11 protein-coding genes and 2 pseudogenes are annotated in these 11,743 nt (G+C 35.1%); 8 read left to right on the forward strand and 5 right to left on the reverse strand.

Going from position 1 to position 11,743, the window contains the following annotated elements; translation table 11 throughout:
• Positions 1 to 756 precede the first annotated feature (756 nt).
• The 7 genes and pseudogenes from WGMM_RS04920 (at position 757) to WGMM_RS04945 (ending at position 6,037) form a co-directional block, all read left to right on the forward strand.
• Positions 757 to 2,838 carry an ankyrin repeat domain-containing protein gene (locus WGMM_RS04920; RefSeq protein ID WP_051599671.1) on the forward strand — a complete coding sequence of 694 codons (2,082 nt, stop codon included), beginning with the start codon at positions 757 to 759 and terminating at the stop codon, positions 2,836 to 2,838.
• A gap of 376 nt (positions 2,839 to 3,214) precedes the next feature.
• Complete coding sequence (locus WGMM_RS04925; protein ID WP_051599673.1) at positions 3,215 to 3,562, forward strand: ECH_0659 family protein; 348 nt, start codon at positions 3,215 to 3,217, stop codon at positions 3,560 to 3,562.
• 40 nt (positions 3,563 to 3,602) lie between these two features.
• Positions 3,603 to 4,151, forward strand: coding sequence for a head-tail connector protein (locus WGMM_RS04930; protein ID WP_038250918.1), 549 nt, complete (start codon positions 3,603 to 3,605; stop codon positions 4,149 to 4,151).
• 314 nt (positions 4,152 to 4,465) lie between these two features.
• A pseudogene (locus WGMM_RS07260) lies at positions 4,466 to 4,836 on the forward strand (DUF3168 domain-containing protein).
• Positions 4,811 to 5,200: a phage tail tube protein gene (locus WGMM_RS04940; RefSeq protein ID WP_038250920.1), complete on the forward strand. Its 390-nt coding sequence runs from the start codon at positions 4,811 to 4,813 to the stop codon at positions 5,198 to 5,200. The pseudogene WGMM_RS07260 and the gene WGMM_RS04940 overlap by 26 nt, the downstream one beginning before the upstream one ends.
• A 65-nt stretch (positions 5,201 to 5,265) precedes the next feature.
• The gene (locus tag WGMM_RS06995; RefSeq protein ID WP_240991956.1) at positions 5,266 to 5,469 is read left to right on the forward strand and encodes a hypothetical protein; all 204 of its coding nucleotides are present in this window, start codon (positions 5,266 to 5,268) and stop codon (positions 5,467 to 5,469) included.
• Positions 5,435 to 6,037: a hypothetical protein gene (locus tag WGMM_RS04945; RefSeq protein ID WP_240991957.1), complete on the forward strand. Its 603-nt coding sequence runs from the start codon at positions 5,435 to 5,437 to the stop codon at positions 6,035 to 6,037. The genes WGMM_RS06995 and WGMM_RS04945 overlap by 35 nt, the downstream gene beginning before the upstream one ends.
• A 267-nt stretch (positions 6,038 to 6,304) precedes the next feature.
• Here the strand turns inward: WGMM_RS04945 and WGMM_RS05365 are convergent, their stop codons facing one another.
• From WGMM_RS05365 to WGMM_RS04965, 4 genes are all read right to left on the reverse strand, one after another.
• Positions 6,305 to 6,754 (reverse strand): IS3 family transposase, encoded by a 450-nt coding sequence (locus tag WGMM_RS05365; protein ID WP_338062983.1) that lies wholly within the window; start codon positions 6,752 to 6,754, stop codon positions 6,305 to 6,307.
• Positions 6,739 to 7,041: a transposase gene (locus tag WGMM_RS04955; RefSeq protein WP_081818090.1), complete on the reverse strand. Its 303-nt coding sequence runs from the start codon at positions 7,039 to 7,041 to the stop codon at positions 6,739 to 6,741. Before WGMM_RS04955 ends, WGMM_RS05365 begins: the two co-directional genes overlap by 16 nt.
• Before the next feature lie 170 nt (positions 7,042 to 7,211).
• Positions 7,212 to 8,384, reverse strand: coding sequence for a porin (locus WGMM_RS04960; protein WP_038250922.1), 1,173 nt, complete (start codon positions 8,382 to 8,384; stop codon positions 7,212 to 7,214).
• 63 nt (positions 8,385 to 8,447) lie between these two features.
• Positions 8,448 to 9,263: a PAS domain-containing protein gene (locus WGMM_RS04965; protein WP_038250924.1), complete on the reverse strand. Its 816-nt coding sequence runs from the start codon at positions 9,261 to 9,263 to the stop codon at positions 8,448 to 8,450.
• Between the two features lie 233 nt (positions 9,264 to 9,496).
• Between WGMM_RS04965 and WGMM_RS04970 the strand changes: the two genes are divergently transcribed.
• A complete protein-coding gene (locus WGMM_RS04970) occupies positions 9,497 to 10,282 on the forward strand; it encodes an enoyl-ACP reductase FabI (RefSeq protein WP_006280349.1) in 786 nt (261 codons plus the stop codon).
• On the opposite strand, the pseudogene secD reads toward WGMM_RS04970, so the two are convergent.
• A pseudogene (gene secD, locus WGMM_RS04975) lies at positions 10,279 to 11,743 on the reverse strand (protein translocase subunit SecD); the annotation flags it as partial. The gene WGMM_RS04970 and the pseudogene secD overlap by 4 nt on opposite strands.

Raw genomic sequence — 11,743 nt, forward strand, 5'->3', positions numbered from 1 at the left:
TTTTGCCTTTTTTTTCATTTGGTAAATTTCTAAATTTTTATGTCTAAACGACAATCGCAATCCCGCTTCTTGTTGCCAGGATCTAGAGATACCGCGAATGAATCGCGGTATGACAGTTTGTGGCGGTATGACGATAAGGTTTATATCTTGTCACCCCAGTGCTTGACACTGGGATCCGGGAATTTTATTAAGTTGGTGAGCATAAAAATAGCGGTTTTACGTTAAAATACAATGTTTTGATGATTATGGAAAGGCTGGATTCCAGTGTCAAGCACTGGAATGACACCATAGGGGCACTGCCATCATAAAGGAACCAGTGACGGCTACTCGGATGACATCATAGGGGCGCTGGGATGACGCCCTGACAATCGTCATCCCGCTACTTGTTAGCGGGATCTGGAGATACCGTGACGGTATGATGAGGGAGAACAGTTAGCGGATGAGATACCGCGAATGAATCGTGGTATGACGGTTCGCGGTGGCATGATGTAGGACTGCTGTGACACCATTATAGAATGAACCAGTGTCAGCTACTTGCATAGAAAATGTTTATGACTAATTTTTAGATCAAACATGGAATTTCGACAAACTTTACTTTTTTGTGAGATGGTTCAGCAATAATAAATAAATTGAGAGGAAAGGTTATGGCAATAAAAAAGGAAAAGTTTTTTGAAATAATACGCAATGTGCACTTATAACAATTTGAAGATAGATAAGATGTTCAGTATATTAGATTAAGACAAAACTGTAAATTGTATGTTGTTACATCTTGCTGTGGAATGTAACAGTGTACCAATAGTAAAACTCCTACTAGAAAAGAAAGTAAAAGTTGATGAACAAACATCGGGTGATGTTAATTCTAAATTCACTGCTTTGCACATTGCTGCTTTGCATGGTCATCAAGAGATAGTTCAGCTTTTATTGAATAATAACGCAAATCCTTCACTAAAAGATAGTCAAGGCCGAACTCCAAGGGATATTGTCGGCGATGTAGAAGGTAAAAAGGCTATAATAAAAATGTTAGAGGAAGGAGAACAACGTTATGCTGAGGCAAGAGCTGCGAGAAGACAAAATAGACAAGGCAGTTTACCGCAGCCTAATAATAAAACTCCAGGAAATTTAGCTGTGAACGGAAATAACACAACTGCTGCAGTGCAAGCATGGAATGCAAGAGATCATAAAAAGAACAACGGAACTACACTAAACAGCAGAGAAATCTATGTACAAGATGAGGATGAACAGACTTCTTCAAACTCAATCATTAAAAAGAACAACGGAACTACACTAAACAGCAGAGAAATCTATGTACAAGATGAGGATGAACAGACTTCTTCAAACTCAATCATTAATAAAAACAATATAAACAAAGTAGATGATACATTAGAAAGAGAACAGGCTATAAGAGAAAGAGATGCTGTGGAGCAAAAGTTGCAAGAGACAGAACAACGATTTGCCAATAATCGGAAGCGCATAGAACAACCCGGTCATAATCAACATTCGGAACAATACGGTGCTACATATAATGGTGAACAGACCTTTTTAAATAAAAGTAATAGTGAATCTGATGCAGAGGAATCTGAACTGACCCCTTTACATTATGCTGCTAGATATGGTTATGTAGAGATTGCAGAATATCTAATAGATAATGGAGCAGGTGTTGATGCGCAAGATAAAGATGGCGTGACCCCTTTACACAATGCTGCTGCAAAAAGCGCTAAAGAATCAGTAAAACTTTTGATAAAACGTAAAGCAAATGTTAATGCACAAGATAAAGATGGACATACCCCTTTATATTTTGCTGTTGCAAAGGACAATAAAGAATTAGCAAAACTTTTGATAAAATATGGAGCAGATCGCTCATTGATAAAGGATGAAGGCCTAGTAATAGATAGACTAAACAGTGTGTGTGATCAGCCATCTGAGGTTGTATCTAGTATAGCTCTTTTTACAATAATCCGAACAGACCGTAATATGCTACTGGCCTGCTATAGCCATAAACACATATCTTATCGCATTCGGACTATTATAAGAAAGGCTATACTTCTTCCCATTCCAAAACACACAACGCAACGGAAACTCCAGAAGAAGCAGAAAAGGTTAAAAAAAGTAAAGTTAAGTCAAAAAGAATTACGTGCTCAACTAAAGGAAGAGAATCAATCACTAAAACGAAAAATACAAGATCTAGAAAGTGAAAAAGCAACGCTTAAGGACAAATTAGACAAAACAAAAACTAAAGAGGTCTTACTAGAAAAAAAGCAAAAGGAACTAAAGAATGACATAGCTGGGCAAGAGGCTAGGCTGGAAGCACTAGAACAAGAAATACAAGAGCTAGGAAATGAAAACACAAAGCTTAAGGATAAATTAGACAAAACAGAAAGTCAGTATTCTAAAGCAGAAGCGTTGTTAGAAAAAACGCAAAAGGAACTAGCAGAATCAAAAAGTTGCATAGTTGGACATGAGACTAAGTTGAAACAATTCAATAAAGAGAATGAATCACTAACACAAAAAATAAAAAGTCTGGAGAATGAAAACACACCACTTGAGGGTGAACTGGGCAAAACTAAAACAAATGAAGTGTCGCTAGAAAAAGCAGGAAAAAGACAAATGAGTTTCTTAAAAGTTGCTTCTGTGAATCTTGTAACTATGTTAACAGTAGGTGCTACTCTCAGTATTGCTTTCGACTTGTCTGTTCTACCAATAATTGTAGTTTTTGTAACATCTGCTGCATTGCTAGCTAGTTGCGTTACATACGCAATATCAAAACCCATCGCTGAACCAAAACCTACCACTGAATTGAAAGAAGTGGATATTCAAGGTTCAGCACAACGGTGTTTGTAAAACTTAGCACCTACATCTGTACGAACATTGCAGTTTACAGGTGGCAGATGCAAGTAGCTGCATTGGAATCCCAAAAAAGGATGATGTCATTCCAGTGCTTGACACTGGAATCCAGCCTTGCCGTAATCTCATCAAGAACGTTGTGTTTTAACATAAAACGGCTACTTTTATGCTTACCAACTTAATAAAATTCCTGGATCCCAGTGTCAGCTACTCGGATGACAAGAAGAGGGTACTTGGATAAGAGTCATTGCCCTCCTGGTAGGCCCAAATTGCAATGTTCGTACAGTTATGAGTTACACACTAGTGCGAATTTTTTACTTTGGTAGTTTTTTTATTACAGTTATAATCATAAAAGTAGTTGAGTTTAATTAATATGAAAACTTTTACGAAAAGCTCTAAGAGTAAGGGAAAAAAGATGGAGGAGTTTGATAAGGAAATTGAAGATATAACAACTATAGCTCAAGATAAATTTGCACATGAACTTGAGAACATCGCATATGACAGTGTGCAAAAATTTCGCAGTCTGCTTGCTAAAGAGTTAAACTCCATCTTCAATAATATTCATTCTCAAAATGTCAATCTACTAAAATCTAGCCTAGTTGAATATGCTATAAGTTCAAATTTTATCAACAAAAAAGGAGAAACAGCTTTAATACGTTCTCTTCTTAATATATTCATACGACAAAGCACTCAGAGTTGTTGCTGCGCCAATTTAACTTAATGTTGCATGCAAGCTGCATATATCAAAAAGGAGGGTTATTATGTCAATAAGATCTACTTCACCAAGAATATCTGTGCAACGTAAATCTAAGCCTGAATCTTTTCCAGTTACTTTAGAAGAGGTTAAATCTTTTTTACGCATTGAGAACGACCAGGATGATAAGTTGATTTCAGATCTAATTTTTATGGCAACTGATTACGCTGAATGGCATATGGAGAAGTCACTGGTGAAACAAACATGGCAAGTTTCATATGAAGATTATGTACCTCGTAGGATCTATTTAAGCTATGGCCCTGTGAGTAAGATAGTATTGGCTACTGCAGTGATGTCTAAAAATCAAGAGAAGTGTACACTTAAGTATTATTTTAGTGATGTAGGGGGCTACGTTGAGTTTTTCAATTGTTTGAATGCAATAAGAGTTGATGTTGTATACGAAGCTGGTTATGACAATGTTCCTGAGCAGATAAAACTAGGTATTATGCGGTATGTTTCTGCTCTTTACAAAAATCGTGAATCGGAGGTAAGTAGCCATTTATCTGAAGTGAAGAAGGTATATTCTCCATTTCGCGAATCAAAGGTTGTTTTGTAGCTCTTTCTGGTCATTCAAACTGGGCTACTACGTCATACCGTTACGGATAGATCCCGCTAACAAGCAGCGGGATGACGAGGTATAAACCTTATCGTCATACCGCGATTCATTCGCGGCATCTCAGCCGCTAACACGTAGCGGAATGACAGCAGTCCTACGTCATACCGTCACGGATAGATCCCGCTAACAAGTAGCGGGATGACGAGGTATAAACCTTATCGTCATACCGCGATTCATTCGCGGTATCTCTTAACAAAGATCCCGCTAACAAGCAGCGGGATGACGAGTTTCTATATATCTTTCGAGGGTTAATCATGGAAAAAATTCAAGCTATAAACGAGTTGTACAATAGCGTTTATGCAACACTAAAAGCAAATTCTGATTTAAGGAAATATGTTACTAAAATTTATGACTACTTACCTAAACAGGTCACCATTCCTTACTTGAGATTGCGCGCAGTGAATTATAATTTTCATGCGACATATATACTTATCATACAGACAGTATGTTTGCCATTATAAGGCATATTAACTTGATACTTAAGAGCATTGAAGGTTTTAATAATGAGGCCATTTTAGAAAGTAATTGTGCTATGGATCAGCACGATGAAATTTTACATTCAACAATTAATTTTGATATTTTAATAAAAGGAGGTGATAATGAGCAAATTACAGCTAAAAATTAAAGATCATGACAATAATTTTGTTGTGTTAAATAATATAAGAAACCTAAGGTTTACTTTGCGTAATAACAGAGAAGAGGTGAAAGATATTTCTTCTTTTGGCTGGAGGAAAGTGTTCGATTGTGCTGGAAGCAGACACATTACGATAAAAATTAATGGAATTTTAGACTCTGTATTAGCTGATGAATTATTACGTAATTCTGCTATGCTAAACTCTAATAATGATTATGAAATTAGTTTTAATGCTAAGGAAAAGATAAGCCTTAGGTGTTCAGTTGAATTGTATGAGAGGTATTATGATCCTGTTACTTTTGACAGCTTTACTGTAGTTTTAACTAGTGCTGAAGTTGTAAACGCTTTTCATTAATGTTAATTTAATTTTTTCATATACAATAGTAACTGGTGAGAATTTTAACTAAATTAAAAAAAATCATGAACGACAAAGACCTTTTCGAGGAAGACGGTGATAATATTGAAGAAAATAACGATGATAAAAGAGAGAGAAGTTTAGAAAATGAAAATCAGCAAAATCAAGAAGAACAACACAAAGAGGAAGATAAGCAATACATAATACAGTATATTCAAGACTATTTGAAAGTTTTTGAGTATTCTAAATCAGATCGACGAAGGAATTGATAATTCGGATAGTTACGAAAGGACTATGCAAATAAAGCGAAGCATAGACAGGCTCATAGAGACTTTATATAGTCAGGCTGCGTCTGAAGATATTGATGCAGAATTTGAAACCACAAAGCATACTCGTGATAAATCAGAATCTATGAAAAGAGTTAGAGAGAAGAGAAGAAAGCAAGTGATAGAAGAAGTATTAAGTAGCATGTTTGCCCAGCAACAAAAGGAGCTAATAAACGCTAAACAGCATGAAACAGCAAAAGATGGGGATGTCCACGAAGCAAAGGAAAAAGTGAAGTCTTCAATCAGGGGAGTGTTGTTTTCGGTGATTGCTCATAGGATGGATCCAAGAAGGAGGGCAGGGGAAACTGCTGACGGTAACGAAAAGCAAGCTCATATATATGGCAGGAAAGCAGTTGGTGAAGCTTTAGGTGCATTGTTAAAAACGTTTTTAACAGCAGTTATTGCCGTTGTGCGTGAAATTGCTAAGCCACTTCAGAAACCGGAAACATCTTTTGCAAAACAAGTTGAAGAAAGCAGAAACGCAGATTCACAAAAGGGTCGATCTGTGTAGATTTCTCCTTGTAATAATCTTTCGATTCTACTGTCTGTTAATTCAAATTAGGGTTATAAAATTTTAGAAGCCAGCTCTTATATAACCAATTTATAGCAAGAAATTACGATACAAAAATCAGCGTCCGTTAGAAAATAAACATAACACAGGGTAATAGAGTTGCCCCTATCCATAAGCGTCAGTTAAGCTCAAAATTGTAAGCTTAAAATATGGTTGAATAATTATTAATAATAGTATATAATTATTAAAGTTTTTCAGGCATTTTTGTTATGGGCGCGCCAAGTAAGCGTTTAGAATACAATTGGTGAAAATCCAACTGACCTTACCTTGGTTTTGATGTAAGTAATCCCATACTTTATTTGGTTGATCAACAATAAAGTTTAGATCTAGTATATTAGGAGCTACAGCTCTATTATCTGTTTGTTGTTTTTTAATTTTAAACTTTCTTTTCAGTATAGCCCTGATGTCATTTTTCTGCATAATACTTTGCACCGTTTTCAAATTGCAACTTTTACCCAAAGCCTTCAATTCAGCATGAATTTTAGGAGCTCCATATCTACATTTAGAAACATGATATATTTTTTGAATAGCTTCGAGTAGCTCTTTATTTGCTGATTCTCTACTGCTTATTTTTCTTGTGGTCCACTTATAGTAGCCACTAGCAGAAAATCCTACATAATACCTGTACTTTATAGCAATTACTATATAAAAAAATATTTTACTCTTTTTGACTGGCCAGGGCTTTTTTTTAAATGTCTCTTTCCCTTGTTACTCTTGCTTTGTAAATCAAACCTCTCTTTGTCGTAAGGAGCCATGTTACCTCTACCTGGAAATGCATCTGCTGCCGACTTTTTTTCGTTGTGTTTCTTTATCCATTTTCCTAATAAACCACCCTTTATTCCTAAATCCTTTGCTATTTTTGTAATTGTTTGACCTGCCTTTCTTTGTTCATTTGCCAGTTTAACAGCTTCCAATTTGAATTCTGCTGTATATTCTCTTACCATTTCTAATCCTCCAAAATTTTATTTTACCCAAAAAAACTCTTTTCTTTCTCTCCACTTTTTCTGGGTAAGGTCAGTTTACTGGCCTCTCCATGAGTGAGATTGAAAAATTAAGTGGAAATCTGTGAACGGTTACCTTGGATGACAGAAAAGAGTGTTGGAAGGAGGCAATATTAAAAACTTAACTTCAGTCCAGCCAAGAACACATAACCAGAGTTGTTATTTTCTATTTCAGGCTCTTTTGTACTAAACTTTACAATATCGAAATAGTATGAAGTACCTAAAAAAAGAGAATTTTCAAGACTTAAAGCATATGATGTTAACTCGTTTGTACCTTCGCCTGCAATATCCCTACCACTACTAAAATATGTTAAGCTCGATTTGTAAGAATCAGAACGGTAAGCGATACCTGCATTCATATAATACGTATTATTTGTTTCAGGATTACGCTTCTCACCAGATTTACCACCATTACCATACGAAAAAATGCAATCAAGATCGAACAATTTTAGCTTCAAACCAAAATTCCAGTGTAGTAATTGATTGCGGCATTCATAATTTTTAGAAGTCCCATCTGAGCAATCAGTTAAATTTTCTCTTGCAAATTCACCAGTTAAGGCAGTAGTAAAACCTATATCATCTGACAAGCTGTTTTTATAGGAAAGGCCAGCAGTCATTAAATTGCTGTACTGTAAGTTATTTTTTCCTGGAACATAACTGAATCCGAGTTGAAAGTTATAGATTTCAGGGGAGATGTAGTTAATTGATGATTGTTTTAACCCTAGTTCGAGTTCATTATAATCGCTATAAATATTGGGCTTGACCCAGAACACCTTGTCTTGATCATATCCAGGGTCACCATCTTTTTTATGATCACCGCGCAAATTTGCATAGTTTGTCCAATGACCATTTACTCCTCCAGCAGCTGCATAAATTTTTGAAGTGTTAATTAACATGCTCTGACCAACTAAACTTCTTTTACCATATTCAATTGATCCAAGTTCCTGGTTTTTTATGATAAAATACCATTCCTCCATGTCTAACTTTTCTATGTCTAACGCTTTTCGGTTTGCAATACCAGAAACCCCTGCCTTAACATTAACCCCCATTTGAGTATCTGGATAAACTTGCTGTAAATAAAGAAAGCGCAAGTATGAATAACTTGAAGTTTTATCCTTAGGCTTAGCATTGAAAGAATCTCTGTTGAAGGCGTAGCCGAATCTCAAATCTATTTTTCCGTCTAGTTCTGCATAAAATATTTCCTTATCCAAAATTGTTTTAGAGCTAGCACTATTCTGCAAAAACAATGATGAAAGCAGTGCTACCAGGTAGTACTTTAACTTCATAAATAAACTTAAATCTTTAATAAAAATTTAAGTTTAAACTCAATATAAATAAAAAACAACTTTTCAGAAGGCACCGCTGGTAGATTTTGCTGCCTGTTTTTGAGCTATATTCCCATAGATTATTGATACACTTGGTAATTTTCGCTTTAATAACTGCTTATTAATGGCAGAACGTATACGATTAATTATTTTAGATATACTTTTTACATCGCAGTTAATCAAAACAAAAAGCACTTTATTCTCATCAATATACCCTAGAAAATCATCACTACGGCAATTTTTATAAAAATGTTCTATGATAACTTTCAGTGCATTATTTGTCTCACTACAGCTACTATTTAAGCCAATCACTCCTATAGCTGCATTAATTTGATGTTGAAAGGCAAAATTTAATATAACGTATAACTCTAGAATAGTGGACTCATTGCCCGGTATATCGAATAAGTCATGGTTTTTATATTTTTTACCCATTAGATATTTATCTCTAAAGATTCCTAGTTTATGGGACAAACTGATATCACGTATTAATAGCTCATAATTTATTTTATTACTGGCAAATTGTGCAGTGCGGAAAACTTTTACTTTTGTCCTGATATCTTCTCCTTTAGCATCAGTTAAGGAAAAATCTATCACTTTAGGTAATATATCAAGTAAATCGTGCCCATTTTCGGTATACTCTAAATAATTCTTCACGTTGTCAGCTGCTCTTGTGCTTAAGATATTAATTAATGGCTTATTAAGCAAATTCTCCTCTTCATATTTTAACAAATCCCTTGCAACTTGATTGAGCCCTAAAATTAACACGTTTTTTTTCTTATTATCCTGACAAACAGATACCACAGCATCATCTTTTCTTCTTGCAGTTATGAAATCATCCATACTTTCATTCTATACAGCGTATTTATAAGTATAATAAGATTATATTAAGATTTACTTACTTATTGATATGCTTAATTAGGTATAGACAAAATGTCATATGGAATGGCTTTGTTGTAGAAGAATCAAGATTACTGTTTATAGACTTCAAGTTACTGCAAAAAATATTTTAAAACATAGTGATATCTTGACTTTACCTAGTTAATATTCCAAATTATAAAAAAACAGATAGTTCTATGACGACAAGTCTATTACAAGGCAAAAAGGGATTAATAACCGGAATAATAAATAAGAGATCAATAGCATACGGTATAGCAAAAACTCTCTCAGAGCACGGAGCAGAACTTGCAATCACCTACCAGAATGAAATAATAAAAGAAAAACTATCACCAATAGCAGATGAACTAAATGTGGAGCTAATATTACACTGCGACGTTTCAAATGAAAAAATCATAGATAACGCTTTCGAAATAATAGAGAAAAAATGGGGTACTCTTGACTTTTTGGTGCATGCAATAGCATTCTCCGATAAAAATGAGTTAGATGGTAAATATGTCAATACTTCACTGGATAACTTCCTCAATGCAATGCATATATCGTGCTATTCTTTTACTGCTTTAGCGCAAAGGGCTGAAAAAATGATGTCAAATGGTGGTAGTTTACTTACTTTATCTTATTATGGCGCTGAAAAAGTTATGCCAAATTATAACGTTATGGGTTTATGTAAAGCGGCACTTGAAGCAAGTGTAAAATATATAGCATGTGATCTCGGGCCACAAAATATCAGAGTAAATGCAATTTCCGCTGGTCCAATCAGAACTTTAGCATCTTCTGGAATAAGCGATTTTCACTCCATATCAGAATGGAATAGAAATAATTCTCCGCTCAGACGCAATGTTACAATAGAGGATGTTGGCAAGGCAGCGTTATACTTATTAAGCGACTTAAGTAGTGGCACTACTGGAGAAATTTTGCACGTTGATTCAGGATATAACGTTGTGGGAATGAAGGTAGTTGACTAACAAAGCACTAGTTCCTTCGGGTTCATACACAACTCTATCAGGAGTTTTGTGACTGTGATTGCAGAAAACATCGAACATATAATTCCTATTGATAGAGTGACAGAAAAGCCTCTTATTGCTCCACTGCCAATAATGAACATTATTCCTGCAGCAATTAATGTAGTGATATTTGAATCCAGTATTGTCTTTATAGCGTTTTTAAACCCTTCTTCAATAGCACGTTCCACTCTCTTGCCAGATTTGATTTCCTCACGAATTCGCTCAAATATTAAAACATTTGCATCCACCGCCATACCAACAGTAAGTGCAATACCGGCAATTCCAGGTAAAGTTAGAGTTGCTTCAAGCAGAGTGAGAATTGATAATATAAGAATTACATTAGAAAAAAGCGCAACAGAGGCCAATACACCTAATTTGCCGTAAGTGATAATTATAAATAAAGCCACGGCTATAATAGAGATTGTTGCTGCCATTTCCCCTGCCTTTATTGATTCTCCTCCAAGACTTGGGCCAATGTTTTTTCTTCAATTATTTTAAGTGGTGCTGGCAGTGCTCCAGATTTTAAAAGTATTGCAAGTTCGCTTGCTTGTTTTTCAGTGAAATTACCGCTAATTTCTCCCTCTCCATTTTAAAATTGGCTCACGTATTGTAGGTACTGTTAAGACTGTGTTATCCAGAACAATTGCAAAAGGTTTTCCCACATTTTCTTTAGTGATTTTTGCGAATCTTTTACTCGCTATGCTGTCAAATTTAAAATGCACTGTTGGTTTACCTAAATTTGCCGAATCTAACTGACGCGTTAACCAGCGAATCGCCACCTATTTCAGTTTTGCGGAATATTGGATAAGAATTACCTAAAGAATCCTTGAGCATGACAGTGGTTTCATGGTCTATATCCTGCACCTTGGCTATGTTAGTGTTTGCCAAATGAAAAGCTAGCTTAGCAGTTTTGCCAAGCAGAGATTTTATCTGCTTGGTATCTTCTACTCCAGGCACCTGCACTAATATTTTATTCTGCCCTTGTTTTTGAACGCTGACTTCCTTTGTGCCAAGTTTGTCCAAACGGCGCTGGACATTGTTTATTGATTCTGCAGCTACTTCACTGATCAAAGAATTTTTATAATGGGGTTTATACGAAATGAGAATCGAAGAATCTTTTCTATTTAGCTCTAAATTTGGATTTATCGCATTAATCAACACAGATGCTTTTTTATAATCATCAATATTATTTAAAGTTATAACGCTATTTTGTACGTTAGATTCAATATTTTTTGTTAGCAATGTCTCTTTTATTTCGTTAGCTAGCATGCTTAGCTTTTCCTTAAAATAGAAGTCTAAGTCTATGTTTAAAAGCAAAGATGCCCCTCCTTTCAGGTCAAGGCCTAAGTTTATTCTTTTTTTCGAAAATAAAAAGCTTATTATCAAAAGAAATTTGGCAGTGTTATGTATAAAGCAAATAAA

It is taken from the genome of Wolbachia endosymbiont of Glossina morsitans morsitans (assembly GCF_000689175.1).
GTDB lineage: Bacteria > Pseudomonadota > Alphaproteobacteria > Rickettsiales > Anaplasmataceae > Wolbachia > Wolbachia pipientis.

Excerpts from the sequence above, each read along its gene's own strand:
- WGMM_RS04920 (WP_051599671.1), top strand. The coding sequence starts at position 757 with ATGTTGTTACATCTTGCTGTGGAATGTAACAGTGTACCAATAGTAAAA.
- WGMM_RS04925 (WP_051599673.1), top strand. The coding sequence starts at position 3,215 with ATGAAAACTTTTACGAAAAGCTCTAAGAGTAAGGGAAAAAAGATGGAG.
- WGMM_RS04930 (WP_038250918.1), top strand. The coding sequence starts at position 3,603 with ATGTCAATAAGATCTACTTCACCAAGAATATCTGTGCAACGTAAATCT.
- WGMM_RS04940 (WP_038250920.1), top strand. The coding sequence starts at position 4,811 with ATGAGCAAATTACAGCTAAAAATTAAAGATCATGACAATAATTTTGTT.
- WGMM_RS06995 (WP_240991956.1), top strand. The coding sequence starts at position 5,266 with ATGAACGACAAAGACCTTTTCGAGGAAGACGGTGATAATATTGAAGAA.
- WGMM_RS04955 (WP_081818090.1), bottom strand. The coding sequence starts at position 7,041 with ATGGTAAGAGAATATACAGCAGAATTCAAATTGGAAGCTGTTAAACTG.
- WGMM_RS04960 (WP_038250922.1), bottom strand. The coding sequence starts at position 8,384 with ATGAAGTTAAAGTACTACCTGGTAGCACTGCTTTCATCATTGTTTTTG.
- WGMM_RS04965 (WP_038250924.1), bottom strand. The coding sequence starts at position 9,263 with ATGGATGATTTCATAACTGCAAGAAGAAAAGATGATGCTGTGGTATCT.
- WGMM_RS04970 (WP_006280349.1), top strand. The coding sequence starts at position 9,497 with ATGACGACAAGTCTATTACAAGGCAAAAAGGGATTAATAACCGGAATA.